Annotated in this window: 20 protein-coding genes and 1 pseudogene; 16 read left to right on the top strand and 5 right to left on the bottom strand. The window is 33.7% G+C overall.

Features of this window, described 5'->3' with window-relative positions:
* Positions 1-69: 69 nt before the first annotated feature.
* Positions 70-702 carry a cupin domain-containing protein gene (locus ACUN0F_RS21230; protein WP_445540099.1) on the bottom strand — a complete coding sequence of 211 codons (633 nt, stop codon included), beginning with the start codon at positions 700-702 and terminating at the stop codon, positions 70-72.
* A gap of 225 nt (positions 703-927) precedes the next feature.
* Between ACUN0F_RS21230 and ACUN0F_RS21225 the strand changes: the two genes are divergently transcribed.
* The 3 genes from ACUN0F_RS21225 to ACUN0F_RS21215 all read left to right on the top strand — a co-directional run bounded on the left by ACUN0F_RS21225 (position 928) and on the right by ACUN0F_RS21215 (position 4,783).
* Positions 928-2,460 (top strand): SMI1/KNR4 family protein, encoded by a 1,533-nt coding sequence (locus tag ACUN0F_RS21225; RefSeq protein ID WP_445540098.1) that lies wholly within the window; start codon positions 928-930, stop codon positions 2,458-2,460.
* Between the two features lie 165 nt (positions 2,461-2,625).
* Complete coding sequence (locus tag ACUN0F_RS21220; RefSeq protein ID WP_445540097.1) at positions 2,626-3,936, top strand: phytoene desaturase family protein; 1,311 nt, start codon at positions 2,626-2,628, stop codon at positions 3,934-3,936.
* Complete coding sequence (locus ACUN0F_RS21215; RefSeq protein WP_088080020.1) at positions 3,914-4,783, top strand: sigma-70 family RNA polymerase sigma factor; 870 nt, start codon at positions 3,914-3,916, stop codon at positions 4,781-4,783. Before ACUN0F_RS21220 ends, ACUN0F_RS21215 begins: the two co-directional genes overlap by 23 nt.
* Positions 4,784-4,818: 35 nt before the next feature.
* Here the strand turns inward: ACUN0F_RS21215 and ACUN0F_RS21210 are convergent, their stop codons facing one another.
* Positions 4,819-4,977 carry a hypothetical protein gene (locus ACUN0F_RS21210; protein ID WP_445540096.1) on the bottom strand — a complete coding sequence of 53 codons (159 nt, stop codon included), beginning with the start codon at positions 4,975-4,977 and terminating at the stop codon, positions 4,819-4,821.
* 311 nt (positions 4,978-5,288) lie between these two features.
* Here ACUN0F_RS21210 and ACUN0F_RS21205 point away from each other — a divergent pair, with 311 nt between their 5' ends.
* The 3 genes from ACUN0F_RS21205 to ACUN0F_RS21195 all read left to right on the top strand — a co-directional run bounded on the left by ACUN0F_RS21205 (position 5,289) and on the right by ACUN0F_RS21195 (position 8,158).
* Complete coding sequence (locus ACUN0F_RS21205; RefSeq protein WP_445540095.1) at positions 5,289-5,873, top strand: O-methyltransferase; 585 nt, start codon at positions 5,289-5,291, stop codon at positions 5,871-5,873.
* A 314-nt stretch (positions 5,874-6,187) separates the two neighbouring features.
* Positions 6,188-7,300 (top strand): toxic anion resistance protein, encoded by a 1,113-nt coding sequence (locus ACUN0F_RS21200; RefSeq protein ID WP_000137411.1) that lies wholly within the window; start codon positions 6,188-6,190, stop codon positions 7,298-7,300.
* Between the two features lie 24 nt (positions 7,301-7,324).
* Entirely contained in the window at positions 7,325-8,158 is an 834-nt protein-coding gene (locus tag ACUN0F_RS21195) for a DUF3974 domain-containing protein (RefSeq protein WP_327973981.1), read from the top strand.
* Positions 8,159-8,213: 55 nt separating this feature from the next.
* Here the strand turns inward: ACUN0F_RS21195 and ACUN0F_RS21190 are convergent, their stop codons facing one another.
* A complete protein-coding gene (locus tag ACUN0F_RS21190) occupies positions 8,214-9,773 on the bottom strand; it encodes a glycoside hydrolase family 10 protein (protein ID WP_445540841.1) in 1,560 nt (519 codons plus the stop codon).
* A 226-nt stretch (positions 9,774-9,999) separates the two neighbouring features.
* Between ACUN0F_RS21190 and ACUN0F_RS21185 the strand changes: the two genes are divergently transcribed.
* The 8 genes from ACUN0F_RS21185 to tdcB all read left to right on the top strand — a co-directional run bounded on the left by ACUN0F_RS21185 (position 10,000) and on the right by tdcB (position 17,458).
* Positions 10,000-10,305, top strand: a complete 306-nt coding sequence (locus ACUN0F_RS21185) for a PTS sugar transporter subunit IIB (protein ID WP_000865895.1) — start codon at positions 10,000-10,002, stop codon at positions 10,303-10,305.
* Positions 10,306-10,316: 11 nt separating this feature from the next.
* Complete coding sequence (locus ACUN0F_RS21180; protein WP_264462424.1) at positions 10,317-11,600, top strand: PTS sugar transporter subunit IIC; 1,284 nt, start codon at positions 10,317-10,319, stop codon at positions 11,598-11,600.
* 78 nt (positions 11,601-11,678) lie between these two features.
* The gene (locus ACUN0F_RS21175) at positions 11,679-11,945 is read left to right on the top strand and encodes a hypothetical protein (protein ID WP_445540094.1); all 267 of its coding nucleotides are present in this window, start codon (positions 11,679-11,681) and stop codon (positions 11,943-11,945) included.
* A gap of 13 nt (positions 11,946-11,958) precedes the next feature.
* Complete coding sequence (gene anmK / locus ACUN0F_RS21170) at positions 11,959-13,116, top strand: anhydro-N-acetylmuramic acid kinase AnmK (RefSeq protein WP_445540093.1); 1,158 nt, start codon at positions 11,959-11,961, stop codon at positions 13,114-13,116.
* Positions 13,117-13,134: 18 nt separating this feature from the next.
* Complete coding sequence (locus ACUN0F_RS21165; protein WP_445540092.1) at positions 13,135-14,034, top strand: BadF/BadG/BcrA/BcrD ATPase family protein; 900 nt, start codon at positions 13,135-13,137, stop codon at positions 14,032-14,034.
* Between the two features lie 134 nt (positions 14,035-14,168).
* Positions 14,169-14,717, top strand: coding sequence for a glycerol-3-phosphate 1-O-acyltransferase PlsY (gene plsY / locus ACUN0F_RS21160; RefSeq protein ID WP_098067796.1), 549 nt, complete (start codon positions 14,169-14,171; stop codon positions 14,715-14,717).
* A 69-nt stretch (positions 14,718-14,786) separates the two neighbouring features.
* On the top strand, positions 14,787-16,370 hold the full coding sequence (locus tag ACUN0F_RS21155) for an aminotransferase class V-fold PLP-dependent enzyme (RefSeq protein WP_445540091.1): 1,584 nt from the start codon (positions 14,787-14,789) through the stop codon (positions 16,368-16,370).
* Positions 16,371-16,456: 86 nt separating this feature from the next.
* A complete protein-coding gene (gene tdcB, locus ACUN0F_RS21150) occupies positions 16,457-17,458 on the top strand; it encodes a bifunctional threonine ammonia-lyase/L-serine ammonia-lyase TdcB (protein ID WP_445540090.1) in 1,002 nt (333 codons plus the stop codon).
* A gap of 61 nt (positions 17,459-17,519) precedes the next feature.
* On the opposite strand, the gene ACUN0F_RS21145 is transcribed toward tdcB, so the two are convergent.
* A complete protein-coding gene (locus ACUN0F_RS21145) occupies positions 17,520-17,849 on the bottom strand; it encodes a YkvA family protein (protein WP_000415075.1) in 330 nt (109 codons plus the stop codon).
* Positions 17,850-18,093: 244 nt separating this feature from the next.
* Between ACUN0F_RS21145 and ACUN0F_RS21140 the strand changes: the two genes are divergently transcribed.
* Positions 18,094-18,780 carry an MBL fold metallo-hydrolase gene (locus tag ACUN0F_RS21140; RefSeq protein ID WP_445540089.1) on the top strand — a complete coding sequence of 229 codons (687 nt, stop codon included), beginning with the start codon at positions 18,094-18,096 and terminating at the stop codon, positions 18,778-18,780.
* 88 nt (positions 18,781-18,868) lie between these two features.
* On the opposite strand, the pseudogene ACUN0F_RS21135 reads toward ACUN0F_RS21140, so the two are convergent.
* Positions 18,869-19,072: pseudogene (locus ACUN0F_RS21135) on the bottom strand (hypothetical protein); the annotation flags it as partial.
* Between the two features lie 169 nt (positions 19,073-19,241).
* On the opposite strand from ACUN0F_RS21135, the gene ACUN0F_RS21130 reads away from it, so the two are divergent.
* Positions 19,242-20,582, top strand: coding sequence for a DEAD/DEAH box helicase (locus ACUN0F_RS21130; protein WP_445540088.1), 1,341 nt, complete (start codon positions 19,242-19,244; stop codon positions 20,580-20,582).
* Positions 20,583-21,138 lie beyond the last annotated feature (556 nt).

Here is a 21,138-nt window from a genome sequence, read left to right as displayed (position 1 = left end):
AGGATATACAATAAAAAATCTCCTGCGTATTTTCCGCGGAGATGAATAATTGTCTTTTCAGTATATAAATTAATATCCCCAGTAAAGAGGGAAATAATATGAATCTTGGTAATATAAATTTTGTTGTGGATTAGGAGGCTGAGTTGTTGGGTTTATCGTGCCGCGGTTCTGATTACAGTTTGCTGGAGGACCAATTACTGTAGTGGATTGAATAGGGGATATCGCTTGTTTCCATTGTTGTTCATCGAGACAGTAAGTATGAGCCATCATATTAGCGGGAGTTAATCTTAAAATATCAGAACCAAAAATAACTTCTGGGGTTGGGGCATTGAAAATAGCTAATAAGTGAGTACGATCTGCTGTAGCAATTTCATAATGCCACCACGCTTGTGGAATGTTGGCAACTTGCCCTGGTTTTATCGGTAAGTTTAATATTTGGTTTGTAAAAGGATTAAGTAAGGAAACAACAGCAGATCCTGAAATACAGTAAACAAGTTCAGCTGCATTTTGATGAATATGTGGCTCTACAACATTTCCTGTACTTAAATAGATATCTAATAAAGAAGTATTTTCTAAAGTATTTAATTGTTTTATGCCAAGTACGTTTATATAATTTTGGGCATCTTTCTTAAAAAAATTACTTTTATTTAAATCATGAGTGAAATTTGTTGAGGGGGAAGTGTAGTCGATATTAGAAGTCATTTGTATTACCCGCCTTTCTTATATTTTCATGCAATTTGAATTTAGGATATGAGTCTAGTTATTGAAATGTGAAAGCGTTGCTGCTCTTCGTTTGTAAAGTGATAAAAATGTTCGTTTGAATGCACTATAATTACAAGAGTTTCATTGCGAAAAAAGGTGCTATTAATTACAATTAATGTAAAAGATAGCGCTTTTTTAATTTGGAGTACAAGGGGAGTGCAGAAAATGAACCATACTATTTTAAAAGAGTTGGAAGTTGAATTAAAAAATTACTTTCAACCGTTTTTGAATGCACCTGCAACAATAGAAGAAATTCAATATGCCGAAAGTGAAATGGGAATTGCGTTTCCAGATGAATTACGTAATCTTTATCTTGCACATAACGGTGAGGATAAATCAGGACCAGGGTTGTTTTTTGGTTTGCCATTTCTCTCGTTAGATGAAGTTTTGGATGAGTGGAGAATATGGAAAAGAATTGAAGAGGATGATTTTTTTAATTTTGATGCATTTTCAATACCAACAGAATATATTAAGGAAAGATATGTGAATCACAATTGGATACCTATTAGTAAAGATTATGGCGGTAACAATTTAGGAATAGATGTTGATCCGGATGAAAAGGGGAAAGTGGGACAAGTTATTAATTTTGGACGAGATGAAGAAGTGAAATATGTAATTGCAAATAGAATTTCAGATTTGTTACTATTTATTTTACAAATGCTAAAAAATAAAAACTTCACCATTCATCAAGAGGAAGATTATTTATATTGGAGTTATGGTGCTAATGATAATATACATTTTTTAGACGCTTTATTTAATATTGAATTACCTGTTTTACAGCCCCAATTTATATTTCAATCTGAAAATAACGTTAATGATTGGTACGATAGTTTAGATGAGAATTGGAGATATATAGTGGGTGCATCTGAACGAGCAGACAGGTTTATTAGAGAGAAGAGATTATATTTAGGTGGAAAAGGGTTAGTAGATATTAGTCCATTACAGATGTGTACAGAAGTGAGAGAACTAATTTTATCCGGAAATGAAATTCGAGATTTAGCAGGATTAGAACGAATGAATTCTTTAAAGAAGTTATATTTAGTTAATAATCCGGTTCAAGATTTAACGCCAATCATACATCTAAAACACTTACAAGAAATGAATATAAAGAATACGAAGATAAATAATTTATCGGAACTTGTAGAAATGTCATCATTAAAAAAATTAAATATTACACATACTAGTATTCAAGATTTTTCGTTGCTACCGCAGTTTCAAAAATTAGAATCGCTTTCTGTACATATTTCAAATCATGAGCAGCTCTATGCGATTTCGAAAGTAGATAATTTAAAGCATTTATATATTTTAGGTTTAGAGAATGTTAGTGAATTGGATTTACTTGTTTTGCAAAATTTAAATAAGTTAATCACAATTGAATTTGAAAATAGCGACATCGCTAATTTATATTGCTTTCGACACAATGCGTCAATTCAAAATATAAAGTTGACAGATACAAAGGTAAAAGATGTATCGGCATTAGGTAAAATGAAAGGACTAAAGGAATTAGAATTAGATGGCGCAACAATTGATAACCTTGAAACGATTTGTTGTTCTCGATCATTAGAAATATTTACAGGATCGTTTGAACAATTTTTTATGTTAAAAGACTCATTTGATAGAAATATAGATTTTTCAAAAATAATTGGAGGAATGAGTGAAGAAGAAAGTGAAATTTGGCACCAGCATGTAATGGATTAGAAAATAACATTATTATGTAAATAAGTTTGTTTGTAGAAGGAGTAACTGTTTGACAGTTGATACTGCAATAAAGTGGTTAGGTGAAATAAATTATGTGTAACTGAATGTCACATCCCCCCTTAATCGTTCGTCTTGTATGTAGAACGTATAAGGAGGGATTTTATTATGAAACATTTTGATGTAGCAATTGTTGGTGGTGGGCTTGCTGGATTAACAGCATCTATATATTTAGCGAAAGCTGGAAGGAAAGTTATTGTATTAGAAAAGTCCAGTCACTTCGGCGGCCGAGGGATGACTATAAATAAAAACGGCATTTGTATGAATCTTGGTGCACATGCTTTATATAGAGGTGGAGAAGCGTTTATAACTTTTAATGAGCTAGGAGTAAACCTTCCAGGTGGAATCCCATCTACAAAAGCACATGGAATATGGAAAGGGGATATTTATACCATTCCAACAGATTTTCGCTCCATTTTATCAACACCGTTACTTTCATGGTCTGCAAAAGTCCAGTTCGCTCGTCTTATGATTCATTTAGGAAACTTAGATGTAGGAAAGGTTCCTAAAATGAGTCTAACTACATGGGCAGAAAATGAAATTAAAGATCCAATGGTTCGAAATATATTTTATGCATTATGCCGAACAACAACATATACGTATGCTCCTACAATACAATTAGCATCTTCCGTACTAAAGCAAATACAGCTTTCTATGAAAGAAGGAGTACTTTATGTAGATGGTGGTTGGGAGACGATAATAACAAATTTAAGAGGAATAGCGAATACTAGTGGTGTACAATTTCTGGCTAAAAAGCATGTTTTGAAAATAGAGCATTGTGAAGGGAAACAAAGAATACAATGTTTTGACGATGAAGTATTTGAAGCAGGTGTAGTCATTGTAACAACTCCACCGAAAGAGGCTTGTAAAATTATAAAAGGTGCAGAAGGAACAAGTTTGCAAAAATGGTGTGAACAATCTATACAAGTGACCGTGGCAGCGTTAGATATTGGTTTAAAACAATTACCGAATCATTTGCATCATTTTGCATTGGGATTAGATCAACCTCTATTTTTCACGAATCAATCGAGAGCAGCTAAATTAAGTGAAGATGGATCAATTGTAGTGAGTCTAATTAAATACCATAACCCTGTACTAGAGCTGAATCATATTCAAGAAGATAAAGAACAGTTAGAAAATGCAATGGAATTGTTACATCCAAATTGGAAAAGAGAAGTTGTTGCACAGCAATATTTACCGAAAATAACGGTAGTATATGATTTTCCTCATATTGACCGTGTTGAAAAACCAGGCCCTAACATACCTGGAATGCCAGGTGTTTACGTTGCAGGAGATTGGGCTGGGCATGATGAAATATTAGCTGATGCTGCGGTGGCAAGCGGAAAACGTGCAGCGTTACACATATTAAAGCAATCCGAAAGTGAGGCAATTCATCATGGAAACGGAGCAATTATATGAAACGTATCAATCATTATTATTTTCGTTAGCATATAGAATCCTTGGGAGTGTTATGGATGCTGAAGATATCGTCCATGACGTATTTATATCACTTAATAATATGGAGGACGTTCAATCTATAGAAAATATGAGAGCCTATTTATGTAAAATGGTAACAAATCGCTCAATTGACAAATTACGTTCGGCAGCACATAAACGGAACGTATATGTCGGAATGTGGTTGCCAGAGCCATTTGTGGAAGAGGTTGATGATCCATCAGAGTCATTTGTAATGAAAGAATCAATTTCTACGGCATATTTATTACTTTTACAACAATTGTCTGAGGTAGAGAGAGTTGTTTTCATATTAAGAGAGGTTTTCAGTTATAAATACGAAGAAATCGCTTCAATTGTAGATAAGAGTAGTGCGAACTGCCGAAAAATCTTTCAACGTGCACGAAAAAGTATTTTGGATAAGCCGAAGCACTCAACATTAAGTACGAAGAAGATGGCTGCCTATGTGGAGAAATTTGTATCATCATTGCAGTGTGGGGATGCGCAAGGCATGTTAGAAGTATTAAAAACAGATGCGATATTAAAAGCGGATGGTGGTGGTAAAGCTACAACTGCAATCCATCCAATCTATTCTGCAGATAGAATTATACGTTTATTCTTTGGAATTGGGAAGAAGTTCCCGGAAGAGTACAATGTTGATTATAAGATGGTAAATGGTGCCCCAGGTGTTATTGTTAAAGTAAATAATAAAGTGACTTATGTGCTTTCATTTACATTTGAGAATGAGAAAATCTCAAATATTTATATGATGGTTAATCCTGAAAAACTTATGCACTTAAATGTAACTGTATAAAAAAAGACGCATTTCTTTAGAAGTGCGTCTTTTTTTTATTTCTCTAACATTTCAAGAGGTACATCTTTTTCGCCTGCTACCTCAAATTTAATTTCCCCATCTTCTTCATAAATACGTGAAATAATCGGTATAGTAATCATTAATTTTTTATGCTGTTTTCGTTTTCGAGCAGCATTTAAGCTAATCACGTTCATTGTAAGCATCCTTTCTTCTAGAAATATATAAACAAAAGAAAATGCGTCCGGAAAGGGCGCTTAATTGAATTTGAAATACCGATTCATTTAATTGGGGTTTATATGATTTAACAACTGCAATTGAATTAAAAATAGTATGAATGGAATAATTGCACGTAGAAATTAACTTTACCAAAAAACGAAACAATATGCTATAAAAAATTTTAAATTTTTGTCGTATAACGAGAAAAAGGATTTCGTTTCGCATATAATGAAAGTAGACGGGCAGCAAGAGCTTTTTCATCATATTGCTTTGGAAAGGCGATGAAAAAATGGATACGTTAGATTCATTATTATTTCAACTTGAACAATATGGAGAAGAGCATGATCGAAATAAAAAAACACGGGAAGAAAAATTACGGAATATTTCTCGTGAGATGGGGCAATTTTTATCAATTTTAGTAAAAGGATGTAGCGCAAAAAACATTTTAGAAATTGGAACTTCTAATGGTTATTCTACATTGTGGTTAGCTAGCGCGGTAGAAGAAACAAATGGAAATGTAACAACTGTAGAGCTTTCTTCAGAACGAGTTGGAGAGGCACTTATCAATTTTGAAAAGGCAAACCTATTACAAAGGATTGATGTTCATAATCAAGAAGCAGGGGCATTTTTAGATGTGCAACTAGATCATTCATTTGATTTTATTTTCCTAGATTCAGAGCGGACGCAATACATGTGGTGGCTTGAGCATATAAAACGCATTTTACAACCAAAAGGTTTTCTTGTTGTTGATAACGCAACCTCTCATGCAAGTGAGTTAGCCGAGTTTAGAAAAATGATTGAAGAAGATGAAATGTTTGAAACGGCCTTATTGGCATTTCAAAATGGAGCATTTGTAGCGCTTAAGAAGAGTTAGGATTGAGCGTAATATAATTATCACATTGAAAAAGGGTGTATGTCAAAAGATTGAGTACAGTAGGATGGGAAGGACGTAATTTATATACGTAACATACGAAGAATCCGCCTTCAGCATGTTGTTCTCTAGGTCTTAAGTCTGAGGAAAATAATGTTGAGAACAGGTATACTTATACTAAGAAACAGGGAATGACTGCATAAACAGGCATTTCTAAAAAAATCGATTTCAAGCAGTTAGAATGTATATGAAATACGATATAATAGATGAAATATAGTGCATATAAATTCGCACATATAAATAAAGGAGCGATTTTGTTGACTGAACTCGAGAAAAAAGAACCTGTATCCATTGTGAAAGATAATAATGTAGAAGTAGTAGTAGATACAGTTATAAAAGATCAAGAATTAGAGGAACTGAATAAAGAAGCTGATCTTTATGTACAAAAATTAAATAGCGAGCAAAATACGGATTTATCAAAAGTATTGTCACAGCTAGGAGATTTAGGGGATAAAGAGCAACAAGCAGCAGGACAAACGTTATCAGCATTAAAACGTCCTGTAACAGCGATGATGAATGGAAAGAATGAAGAAATTCCAAATACATTGTTAGAATTACGAAAAGTGGTATCAGAGCTTGATCCGAATTCATTAAAAGCAAGTGGTATGAAGAAAATTATGTTTAAAGTATTCAAGAAAAATCCACTTGAAACATACGTGCATAAATATCAATCTATAGATAAACAAATTGAAGAGATTATAAGATCCCTTCTAATTGGTCGTGACAACTTACAAGAAGATACAGTTGGTCTTGAAATGCTTAAAGAACAATCACACGATAAAATTCACGCTCTTGATAAACAAGTATACTTAGGAAGAAAACTCGCTGGTATGCTGGAAGCTGAGAAACAAAATCCAGAACGTCAAAGAGATATTCCATTAATTAACGATGCATTAGAAAAAATTCTAGTACGTACACGAAATATGCAGCAAGCGAAAAGTGTACTATTACAATCTATCGCATCTGTAGACATTATTAAGAAAAATAATGAAAAGTTAACAGAGGCAATTCGTAATGCAATTACGATGACGCAAAACGTTGTAACAGTTTCAGCTGCTATCCAGCTAGCGTTAACAAATCAGCGTAAAACAATTGATGCAGTGAATGCGACAAATGAAGCAATTGAATCAATGGTATTAAGTAACTCACAAGCATTAAAACAAAATACAGAAGAAACAACAAAACTTCTTGAAAATCCTGCTATTAGCATGGATAAATTACGTGAATCATTCCAAAATGTATTTGCTGCGATTGAAGCTTCTGAGAAATCATCAGAACGTATTATCGAGTCAAGTAAGAAGTTTGTAGTTGAATTAGACACATTTAATGATGAAATGAAACAAAAACTCATTCAGCGTCCAAGGAAATAACAGACTTTTAGAGGAGGTGAAAAAATGAGTTTCATTCAAACAGTATTAGTACTATTGGGTACATTGCTTTTAATCGCATTTACTGTCGTTGTTTTAGTTGTATATTTCGGACGTAAACTGTATTTTTCATGGACGAAACCATATAAAAGAGCACATGATTCTTTAGATAAGTTGTCGAATAAATCATTACCGTTTCTACAAGAATTTACACAACACCCACTCTTTTATCGCTGGATTCGTACGGAAGGAAAGAAAGAACAACATACATTAAACACTCTTTTCTGTGCATCGGGTCAACGTACGAGAGAGCAAGTATTCTCAATGTTACCGAAAGAAAAACAGAAAAAAGTACATGTAATGGCAAAAACAACGAAAAAACTTACAAATGAAGATATTGATGTAGCGGCGATGAAAGTAAAAGAATTTTTAAGACAAGAAACGCAGCAAACAGTAAAACCATCAGACCTTTCGTTTTACAAATTGTATTTTTATGATCGATATCCAGATGCATTAAATACAATTCAAACGTATAAACGCTCAATAAACCCTTCATTACAAAGAACGGTTGATGAAATTACAATTTCTGTATTAAATGCCTTGCCGTATTATCAGGAGCAGCGTATGTTTGAACAACAACATAAACTTGAAACGTTCTTAATGAAAGATTTAACAGCGATGCTATCGTTAGTCGTACAATTACCACCTTCACAGCGACCAGAAAAAGAAGAAGAATTAAAAATCTACTTGCAAAATTTCCAAAAAGAAATGGAAGTAGTCGAGCGAGATATTCGTGACTCGATTGATCACGATTTGAATGTGAAGATGAGAGCAGCGACTGAAAAGTTTAAGAATAAATAAAAAAGTGCCTTAAAGCTATAGTTCTTAGCTTTTAAGGCGCTTTTTTTATTAGATGTTATTTTGCTTTAACTGTAGTTTTACTAGAAGGAACACTTTCATTATGCAATCGATCAACTGCAGTTACTACATACGTGTAGGTTTCTCCAGAAATAGCTGTTTTATCTACATAAATCTCTCCAAGTTTTGTTTTTCTTACAGTAGTAAGTAAATGTTTTGGATTTTGTATATCCACTTCATTTTTTCCATTCACACGGTAAATGGCGTAATAAGCAGAGTCATTCTCTCTATTATCAATGATACCTACTGCAATACCTTCATCTCTTGGAATAGCACCTTTTAAAGTCGGTTGTTTTGGTGGATCATGATCAAGCCAAGGCATAGGCGGGATTAATGCAGGATGCTTATATATGTCGTTTGTGAGTCTATCTTTAATGCCTAGAGGATTGTTATTCATATCTTTTAAGCTGAAATGCATACTACCTTTTATCTCAGGGGATAACCGGTTTAATGTAATTTGTCTTGGATATTCTTCAGGATCAGACCAAGCGGGGACAGAATTATTATTAATTTTATAGGCTGCCTGACCGATGTATAGGTGAATCGGTTTATTATGTGTTTCTTTTACCCACCAATCTACTAATATGTCATATGCAGCTGGTGTGAAACCAATATTCCAATATATTTGCGGTGTAATGTAATCAATATAACCTTTTTGTATCCATTCACGTGTATCAGCATAAAGGTCATCATAGTTTCTTTGGCCTGCAGTTGTGTTAGAGCCAGTTGGATCGTCAGCTATATTTCGCCATACGCCGAACGGACTTATGCCAAACTTTACGTATGATTTTTCTTGTTTTATAGCAGTATTTAAACCTTTGACAAGTTCATTTACATTGTCACGTCGCCAATCTTCTATATTTGTAAATTTACCGTTATTATATGCTTCGTACGTTTTTTGATCGGGGAATTGTTCGCCCGCTACTTTATATGGATAAAAATAATCATCCATATGCAACGCATCAATATCGTAATTTTGTACGATTTCTAAAGCACCTTCAGTTATAAACTTTTTCACTTCTGGAATACCAGGGTTGTAATATAATTTCCCGCCATAAGGTACAACCCAATCCGGATGTTGTTTTGCAGGGTGATTATTCGATAATCGATTTATATCGGTGTGATTCATCGTTATTCGATATGGATTAATCCATGCGTGGAATTCTATATTTCTTTTATGTGCTTCTTCAATCATAAATGCGAGTGGATCATATCCAGGGTCTTTTCCTTGTGTCCCCGTAATGTATTCAGACCAAGGACCGTAATTTGAAGGATAAAAAGCATCAGCAGTTGGTTTAATTTGTACAACGACTGCATTCATACCAGTGTTTTTTACATCGTCTAATAATCTAATAAATTCTTGCTTCTGATTTCCGACGGGTAAGCCAGTTTTTGAGGGCCAATCAATATTAAGAACAGATGCGATCCATACAGCACGTAATTCATATTTTTTATACGTAGTATTTACTTCAGCATAAGTAGAGTGAGGAGAAATGAAAGAGAAAGGAATAAAAAAGATGACGATACAACATATCACTAATAAACGTTTCATGATTATTTATACGCCTCCCTATTATATGGTTAGCTAATATGATATCCGAGGTGAGGTTGTACTTACAATTGAGAAAAATAAATATTGAAACATTAATTTAATAGGAAAAATATTTTTACTGAAATTTACTTTCAATATAACTAAATTCTTTTACTTCTTCATATGCTTGTTAGTAAAGTGAAACTTCCTTTCATCCGAAGGGGATAATTTATAAGTATAGGAGGATTAATAAATGAAGGTTTTATTCGTTTGTTCTGGAGGGATGTCCAGTGCAATTGTTGTAAACGCTTTAAAAAAAGAGGCGGAGAAAAAAGGTGTAAACATGGAAGTCCATGCCATTGGAACAAGTGAGATAGAGGAAGAAGTAAAGAATGGCTGGGACGTTGTAATGGTTGCACCTCAAGTAAGACATAGATTTGACTCTGTTAAAAAATTCGCAGAAGAGGAATCTATCCCGTGCGGTATCATACCGCCACAAGCATACACGCCGCTTGGCGGACCGACTTTATTAAAAACTGTAAATGATTTAATTAGTTAGGGGGAAGCGTTATGAATAAATTTGTCACGTTTCTTGATAGAAACTTATCTGGACCGATGGCAAGGCTTTCTGAACAGAGGCATTTACAAGCAATCCGTGATGGAGTTATTTCAGCGTTACCATTTATTATTGTAGGAAGTTTCTTTTTAATCGTAGCATTTCCACCATTACCGAAAGATAGTTTCATATCTGTTTGGGCATTAAAAAATCAAACAAGTATATTAATACCATATCGTTTAACGATGTTTATTATGTCTTTATATATAGCATTTGGAATAGGATATAATTTAGCGAAAAGTTATAAGCTAGATGCTTTATCAGGAGCACAGCTTGCAGTATGTTCATTACTATTAACATTAACACCTGAATTAATTGATAAAAAAGGGTTTATGCTTCCGATGACAAATCTCGGGGGTCATGGATTATTCGTGACAATGATTGTTTCTATTTTATCAGTTGAGATTTTAAGATTTTGTAAGACGAAAAATGTAATGATTAAAATGCCAGAACAAGTACCGCCGTCTGTTTCACGTTCGTTTGAAGCACTTATACCTGCTGCATTCGTTATTATTTTAATGAGTTTAGTAACTGTCGTTTTTAGTATTGATTTACATCATGTAGTTGATAAATTAGCGGCACCGTTAGTAAAAGCTGGTGATAGTTACTTCGGTGTAATCATTCCAGTATTTTTAATTACGTTTTTTTGGTCATTCGGAATCCATGGTGTGTCGGTTGTTGGAACTGTTGCCCGTCCATTATGGGAAGTATATTTAGGGAAAAATGGTGAAGCAGTTGCTAGTGGCGCAAATCAGTTACCATTCATTTCACCAGAACCATTATACCAATGGTTTATATGGATTGGTGGTTCGGGCGCAACGCTAGGACTTGTATTAGCCATGATCGTTTTTGGTAGATCGAAATATTCGAAAGCATTATCGAGAAGTTGTATTGTACCTGGTATTTTTAATATTAATGAACCGGTTATATTCGGTTTGCCGATTGTATTGAATCCAATCTTAATTATTCCTTTCGTTATTACACCACTAGTAACAGCTACTATAGCCTATTCTGCAACTGCAATGGGATTTGTAACACCAACGCACATTATGCCACCGTGGACACTACCAGCTCCAATTGGTGCGTATTTAGCTACAGGGGGAGATTGGCGTGCAGTTGTATTAGTTTTAATAAATATAGCAATATCATTCCTTATTTACCTACCATTCTTTAAAATGTATGACAAAAATATGCTTGAAATTGAAAAGAATGGCGATGGAGAATCTGTTAATCCGTAAGTTTTATACTGTATTTATGAGTGATAGGCATTTTGCTTATCACTTCTTTCACATGAAGTCCAGAGAGGATGAATTGGAATGAATATAAAATTTAGTTATAAAGGTGTATTTTTATTATTATTTGGAGTGGTATGTGCGAATTTACTTTTTGTACCTTTATTAAGAATGCTAAATCTATCACAAATGCATAGTATATGGCTCGTTACAAGCATTGCGGCAAGTATTTTGCTTACAGTAGTTGTTTCTTTCATTGATGGATCGTTTGCATCAAAAGCTCAGTTATTTTTTAGATTCATATTTTTTTCAATCGGTTGTACGTTTGTAACTTACATGATTGTTTTTTAGTAAATAGGAGGTTATGCATGTTATGTATATTGCAGGGGTAATGTCCGGTACTTCGTTAGACGGAATAGATGTAGCACTCGTTCATATAGAAGGAAGCGGTGTAGATTCTAAAGTTGAACTCATCCATTTTACTACAGTTCCATTTAGTAATGATATGAAAAATGAAATCCAACAGGCATTATCAATAGAAAATTCAAATGTACAACTCATATGCAGTTTAAATTTCAAACTCGGTTTATGTTTCGCCACCGCTGTAAAGGAAGTTTGTAAAGAGGTCAATTTTCCTTTGAAACAATTAGATTTAATAGGTTCTCATGGACAAACGATTTATCATCAGCCAAAGCAAGATGGTAATATGATTCCTTCCACATTGCAAATTGGAGAACCAGCAGTTATAGCATATGAAACGAATACGACGGTTATTTCTAATTTTCGAACGATGGATATCGCAGCAGGGGGACAAGGTGCACCACTTGTACCATATTCAGAGATTATTTTGTATCGTCATCCAACTAAAAATAGACTACTACAAAATATTGGCGGGATCGGTAATGTTACCGTAATACCAAGTCACCTAAGTGATAAGAACGTTATAGCTTTTGATACTGGTCCAGGGAATATGGTAATTGATGAAATGTGTCAAAGGCTATTTCAGTTGTCATATGATCAAAATGGTAAGATTGCAAAACAGGGAGTAGTTGTAGATGAAATATTGACCTATTGTATGAACCATCCATTTTTGAAAATGAATCCACCGAAATCAACTGGTAGAGAACAGTTTGGCGAAGAATTTGTCAGTAAGTTGTTGAAAAAGTATGAAAAGCATAGTAAAGAAAATATATTGACGACTGTCACGATGTTTACAGCAAGTTCAATTGTTCATCAGTATAAGGAGTTTATTCTGCCGTATTATGAAATCGATGAGGTGATTTTAGGCGGTGGCGGCAGTTATAATCATACACTTGTTGAAATGATACGGTATGGATTGAAGGATGAAAAATGCGCCATATTCATTCAAGAAGATATAGGCTATTCTTCAGAGGCGAAAGAAGCAATCGCCTTTGCCATTTTAGCAAACGAAACGTATCATCGTAATCCGAGTAATGTACCAAGCGCAACAGGTGCAAAGCAATCTGTAGTTTTAGGGAACATAACATTCCCTCCAATTTGAAGAGAATGAGGCGAACATATGAAATATATGATTGGAGTAGACGGCGGGGGAACAAAGACAGAAGCAATTGCATTTGATCAAGATGGAAGTGAACTTGAAAGGGCTACGAGTGGTTTTGGAAATATATTAATAGATTTTGAAGAAGCACTTTTTCATATTATGGAAGCGATTGATCAATGCCAGAGAGGGTTATTAAATGGGGATTGCGTTTGTATTTGTTTAGGATTAGCGGGTGTAAGTGGAGCAAATACGAATGAATTAACATTACGTCTAAAAAAGAAGTACGGAACACAAATTGAAGTTTTTAATGACGCAATGATTGCTCATGCAGCTGCTTTAAAAGGAAAGGATGGAATTTTAACAATTGGCGGTACAGGTGCGATTTGTTTAGGAAAGAAAGGGGAAGTGTACGAGTATAGCGGTGGATGGGGACATATTTTAGGAGATGAAGGAAGCGGATATTGGATTGCGTTACAAGGTTTAAAGAGAATGGCAAATCAATTTGAACAAGGAGTTCCACTTTGCCCATTAAGCTTAAGAATTCAAGAAGAGTTTCAACTTTTAACATCGTCTCATTTAAAAAGACTAGTATATAGTTTTTCAAAAGATAAAGTTGCAGCAATTGCACCATTCATTATTGAGGAAGCGAGAAATGGGAATGATGACGCACTTAAAATTATTTTGCAAGCGGCTACGGAATTAACGAGAATTACGGTGAATATTTACAATAAGATGCAGTTTGATTTATCAACTTCAATTGCAGTAAGTGGCAGCATATTGCGTTTCGTTCCTGAAATATATGGTGAATTTAAGACATGCTGTGAGAAGAGTATAGGAGAAGTTACATTTGTATCACAATCAGAAACAGCAGTGAAAGGAACATATTATTTAATGAAAAATATATATTTTAATAAATAGCTGTATGAGAATTTTTGTATGATTTGTAAATATATGATGTTAAAATGTATAAAGGGATGTAAAGCAAGAAAAGTACAATATACATAGTCATTGAATATTGTATAAGTACTCCCATGTAGAAAGTGAATGATTACATGATTAATAGTATGCAATTTTTGTATTTGGTGGCTTCTTATTTATTTGGAAACATATTGACCGCTTATATAGTGACGAAATGGAAACATAATGTTGATATTCGGCAGGAAGGAAGCGGTAATCCTGGCGCAAGAAATATGGGGCGCGTATATGGAAAAGGGTATTTCGTCGCTACATTTTTAGGTGATGCAATCAAAGGGGCAATCGTAGTTTCTATTGCAAAATACCTTTTTGAAGATTCTACATTTGTAATGTTAGCTTTACTGGCTGTTTTACTTGGACATATTTACCCGATTGTATTTAAAGGCAAGGGTGGAAAAGGCATTTCAACATTTATTGGAGGATTAATTGCATTTGATTATTTGATAGCGCTTACCCTTGTTGCTGTTTTCATTATATTTTATTTAATCTTTAAAGGATTTACTAAGCCAGGACTAATTACAATCGCTTGTTTACCAGTTTGCATGATTTTGTATTCTTACTCTATTGTTACGACTATTTTAAGTGCACTTATCATTGTACTTATTTTATATGTAAATCGAGAATGAAATGAACTTTTTATAAGTGGAGTTAATCTCCACTTATAATTTTTATTAAATACATAAAGGAGAGAAGGCATGGGGTTAATTTATAAAGTTGCTGATCAAGCTTGGGAATTTGAAAGTATACATAAGTTGAATTATAAAACATTTGTAGAAGAAATTCCGCAACATGAAGAAACGAAAGAGCGTGTTCGTATAGATCGTTTCCATGAAGAAAATACATATTTAATTTGTTTAGATGACGATAAGTTAGTAGGTATGGTTACATTGCGAGGAAAACGACCATTCTCGTTAGATAATAAAATTCCAAATCTAGATTATTATTTGCAAGAACATGGAGAAAACGTATATGAAATTCGTTTACTTTCAGTAGAACGTGAATATAGAAATGGAAGAGCATTGTTAGGTTTAATTCGCTTTTTACATCGTTATTTGCTTCTAAATGGATATGAATTGGCACTCATTTCTGCTACAACACGTGAACTACCTTTATATGAGCAAATGGGATTCAAATCTTTCCATACGTTAGTTGGTACAGAAGAAGCAGCCTTCCAGCCAATGTATGTTACCCCTGCTATGTTTGAAGCATCGAGTGTTGGGGGAATTATGACGAAAGAATATACGTTTTTACCTGGTCCAGTAGATATTGAAGAAAATGTTCGAAAGGCATTTTCTACTAAGCCTATTTCGCATCGTTCTAAGTCATTTCAAGTGACGATGGACAATGTGAAAAAACGGTTACTTCACATGACAAAAGCAAAGCATGTACAACTTATGTTAGGAACAGGGACGTTAGCAAATGATGCCATTGCTTTACAGTTACGTTCTTTAAAAGGGAAAGGACTAGTATTAACAAATGGGGAATTTGGTAATAGATTAGTTGGACATGCAGCACGCGCGCAATTACATTTTGATACGTATAAAAAAGAAATGGGAGAACCGTTTATTTATACCGAATTAGAAAAAATAATGGGAACTGGCAATTATGAATGGCTTTGGTTTGTTCACCATGAAACATCGACCGGAATGTTAAATGATTTAGACGAGCTAAATGTTTTAAGTAAAAAGTATAATGTGAAGCTATGTGTAGATTGTATCAGTTCGATTGGAGCAATACCAATAGACTTGAAGGATGTATATTTTGCAAGCGGTGTTAGCGGAAAGGCAATTAAATCGTTTACTGGATTATCTTTCGTTTTTTATAATCATAATGTGAAAGTAAACGAGACATTACCGGCCTATATGGACGTTGGTATGTACGAAGAAAATGAAAGTATTCCATATTCTCATTCATGGAATTTAATTTATGCACTGCAAGAAGCATTAAAGATATTTGAAGATGCAAAAGTATTTGAAAAAATAAACGAGACGTATGCATATATTGAACAAACTATTACTAATATGGGTCTAAATCTTGTTTCACCTAAAGAACATGCCGCGCCAATTATAGTTACCATTCAATTAAATGAAAATCAGTCTTCTAAGGAGATTGGCGATGCGTTAGCGTTACAAGGATACATTGTTCATTATGAGTCATCTTATTTACAAAAGAATAATTGGATCCAAATTGCATGTTTAAATGATTATAAAGAACGCGATACGAAGAGGATGTTAAATTGTTTGCAAATGTGTGTATTACAGAGTGGGGTACATATATAAAGACTTTTTCTTAATATAGATGGTTTCGTATAAAGGAGTTGCTACATACGAAAACTTAGGAATAGACCATTGGAAGAGGTGTTAGTATGATAACTAAAAAACTACCGTTACATATAGACGATATAAAAAAAGCTCAAACCATTTTAGACAGAAATGCTCGTAAAACGCCACTAGTAAAATCTTTTTATTTGACTAGTAAAACAGGCGGAGAAATTCACTTGAAATTAGAAAATATGCAATTAACGGGTTCTTTTAAATTTCGTGGTGCGTTTAATAAAATGTCACAGTTGACAAATCAAGAAAAAGAGAGAGGAGTAATTGCTTGTTCCGCCGGTAATCATGCGCAAGGAGTTGCTTTATCTGCTCATTTACTTGGTATTAAGAGTAAAATTGTGATGCCAATTTCTGCCCCTCAGGCGAAAGTTGAAGCAACTAGAGGGTATGGATCAGAAGTGATTTTATACGGTGAAACTTTTGATGATGCGAAGGCAAAATGTGAGGAGATAATAAGGGAAACAGGTGAAACATATTTACATCCATATGATGATGTAGAGGTAATGGCTGGTCAAGGTACAATTGGTTTGGATATTCTTGATGATATGTGGGATGTAGATACTGTCATTGTACCAATTGGTGGAGGCGGAATTATTTCTGGTATTTCTGTAGCATTGAAATCTTTTAATCCATCCATTAATATAATTGGTGTCCAAGCAGATAATGTTCATGGAATGAAGGCATCTTACGATAAAGGAGCAATCGTAGAACATTATGAGGCGCCTACTATTGCAGATGGTTGCGCAGTTAAAATACCAGGGGAATTAACATTTGAAATTGTAAAAGAATTAGTAGATGATATTGTAACAGTATCAGAAGGTGAATTAGAAGTAGCGATGAAAGACTTATTACAGCGTGGTAAAGCTGTTGTAGAAGGTGCAGGTGCATTAGCTACTGCTGCTCTACTTGCAGGGAAAGTGGATACATATATTAAAGGGAAAAAAGTAGTAGCGGTTATATCTGGTGGAAACGTAGATTTGCAGCGCATTTCAAGTGTTTGTGAGCAGTTTTTTGTAGCTAATGAAGTGAAATAGTATTTAAAAAATATAGTTTTATAAATGAGGAGCTAAGAGGAATGATCTTAGCTCTTTTTAATTATGCCTGTGTTGAAGTAAATAATGTCTCCATTTTGATTTTACTCTTTTCTCGAATTTCAGCGTCTGCGTGCCTCATTACAAATTTATGCGCTATAGCAATTGCTAAAACATCATCTAATAAGCCAATTCCAATAATAGCAGCTATATCTGGAATGAAGTCGATTGTTAATACGTAATAGGATAAAGCGGCTAATATGATGAATTTCGCTTTAGTAGGTAACCCTTTTTTTCTCATTGTGTAGTACAAAATAATACTTTCATATACGCTAGATTTACCGAGGTTTGCTGAGCTTTTTTTGAATTTTTTCCAAAGTGTCTGTTTCTCCATATATACACTCCTTTTACAAAAACATCGATTTTTTAAAAGGATAGACAAAGAAGTAGGGAAATAATCAATTTTATTGTTTTTCTTATTGTATATTCCATAAAAATAGGAAATTACCTGTTCAAAATAATAGAATGTTGGTTATGTAATGATTCGCAGTGTTTCGTTACATAAGTATGTACAGTAAAATGTATGTGGATGATTTATTTATTATTAAACATTTAATAACGGGTATGGGGGAAGAAAAATGAAGATAATAGAACTACCAATTGAATTCGAATTTAATGGGGAAAAACAATGTATTTATCCGAGCTTAATTATAGTAAACAATGAATTAACTTTAGTAGATACAGGTTATATAAACTTTTTACCTTTAATTGAAGATGCAATTGTAAAACATGGGTATGAGATGAAAAACTTAAAAAATATAATTATTACTCATTATGATGACGATCATATAGGATCTTTATATGATTTCAAAGTGAAATATCCTCACATTAATATTATTGCTAGTGAAATAGAATCCAACTACATTAATGGTGAAATAAAATCAGAGAGACTAGTTCAAGCTGAAGAAATGTTAGAACATATGCCAATTGAAGAGAAAGAATTTGGTGAATGGTTTATACAACAGTTAAAAAATATAAGGCATATTTCCGTCGATGAAAAAGTATGTGATGGTCAAATGATTTTGAATGATAAATGTCAAATAGTAGCGACGCCAGGACATACTTCGGGGCATATTTCATTATATTTTCCAGACTTAGAATGTGTAATCACAGGGGATGCGGCCGTTCAAGATAATAATGAATTAGTAATAGCTAATCCAAATTTTTGCTTAGATATAGAAAAAGCGGAAGAATCTTTAAAGAGAATAAAAAACCTTAAAGCAGCAACGTATTATTGTTATCATGGAGGAAAGCTTACTGTATAAAATAATAAAAAACCGATCTTTCCCATATCGAAAAGATCGGTTTTTTTAATTCATAGATTCTGCAATTCTAATCAAATCATTAACATTGTAGTTCAATCCCTTCTGTTACATATGACCGCATTAATTTTTTATTATTTTGGAGTAATGCTTGTTTAAATTCACTTATCACATTTGCTTGAGATTTCGCCATAATAATTGAAGTTGATTGAAAATATAGTAAGAAGAATATACAAAATATTTTTATGAATGTAGTGGTCAATTTTATCACCCTGTAACTATATTTCCGTAACATTGAAATATATATGTAATGGAAGCATTAATAAAATCAGAGAAAAAACAAAAAGAATTTGTCCAACTAGTACACGATGAATATAAAAAAAGAAGATAAGAATTTTTTTATTTTTCATATTTGGCGAAACAAATGGTACAATGAAAGCTAATGTGAAAAATAAGGAAAAGAAGTGGTCTATTTGAAAAACTTTTTAGAATTAGGAATTAGTGAAACTTTTAATCATACATTACGTGAAAATGGAATTACAGAAGCAACACCAATTCAAGAGCAGGCAATTCCAGTTATTATGTCAGGTAAAGATATTATTGGGCAGGCGAAAACAGGAACAGGTAAAACGTTAGCATTCGTGTTACCGATTTTAGAAAAAATCGATCCGGAGTGTAGTGATGTTCAGGCTTTAATTGTTGCACCAACAAGGGAACTAGCACTGCAAATTACAACTGAAATTAAAAAAATACTTGTTCAAAGAGAAGATATTAATGTACTAGCGATTTATGGCGGGCAAGATGTAGCACAACAATTGAGAAAATTAAAAGGCAATACACATATTGTTGTTGCGACACCAGGACGATTATTAGATCATATACGTCGTGAAACAATTGATTTAAGTAATCTTTCAACAATTGTACTAGATGAAGCGGATCAAATGCTTTATTTCGGTTTCTTATACGATATTGAAGATATTTTAGATGAGACACCTGATAGTAAACAAACGATGTTATTCTCAGCAACGATGCCAAAAGATATTAAAAAATTGGCGAAACGTTATATGGATGAGCCGCAAATGATTCAAGTGCAAAGTGAAGAAGTAACGGTAAATACAATTGAGCAGCGAGTCATTGAGACGACAGATCGTGCAAAGCCAGATGCACTTCGTTTTGTTATGGATCGTGATCAGCCATTTTTAGCAGTTATTTTCTGTCGGACAAAGGTTAGAGCAAGTAAGCTTTATGATAATTTAAAAGGACTAGGTTATAATTGTGCTGAACTTCATGGTGATATACCTCAAGCGAAACGTGAAAGAGTCATGAAGAGCTTCCGCGAAGCTAAAATTCAATACTTAATCGCAACGGATGTAGCAGCTCGTGGACTTGATGTAGATGGTGTAACGCACGTATTTAACTTTGATATTCCTGAAGATGTAGAAAGTTATATTCATCGCATTGGCCGAACAGGACGTGCAGGTGGATCAGGTCTTGCAATTACGTTCGTTGCAGCGAAAGATGAAAAACATTTAGAAGAAATTGAAAAAACGCTTGGTGCACCAATACAAAGAGAAATAATCGAACAACCGAAGATAAAACGTGTAGATGAAAATGGAAAACCGGTACCAAAGCCGGCTCCGAAGAAATCAGGTCAAAATCGTCAAAGAGATAGCCGTGAAGGTTCAAGAAGTGGTTCAAAAGGTGGCCCAAGAAATAGTTTGAGAAATGATAACAATCGATCATTTAATAAGCCAAGTAATAAAAAAAGTAGTACAAAACAAGGTCAGCAAAGACGTGGCCGTTAAATAGTTATTATTCAAAAAGAGTCGCGAAGTGTTGCGGCTCTTTTTTTGCTTGTATACAACAAGGGTGATGCCGAGAAAAAACGAAAATTTCATTCACCGTATTTAAAATAAATTTTAAAACTTATAAAGGAAATTTTATAGTTCAAAACCAGTAGAGCAAGGGTATTACTACCATGTCCCAATTCAAGAACAAGTGTAACTTATGTATGAAGAATATTTAACCGAAAAAAATTGAGGGAAAGCAATTTGTACTAGCGACCCTGATGATGATACGGATTATGAAAAATCAATTCGTATAACAATACGAAGACATCTTTTACTAACAAAGAATTGGAAGATTTTGTGAAAGGAATTCGTAACATATTCAAACGGTACTGGAATGTTATGCTGCAGCAAAAAGAGAACGGAACTTATTATGTTTACTATTTCGGCAGAACACTTTAGTTGAAAGAAAAGGTATTGAAGCGAGAGAGTATTTTCATTACACATTCCGCAATTATCGAAATGGAACAAGAAAAGTTTATAAATGATTTAACTCATATTGGTAGATGAAAAA

It is taken from the genome of Bacillus sp. 1A (assembly GCF_052682215.1).
The sequence above is the reverse complement of the archived record's forward strand: the minus strand, read 5'-3'. Positions and strand labels throughout refer to the sequence as shown.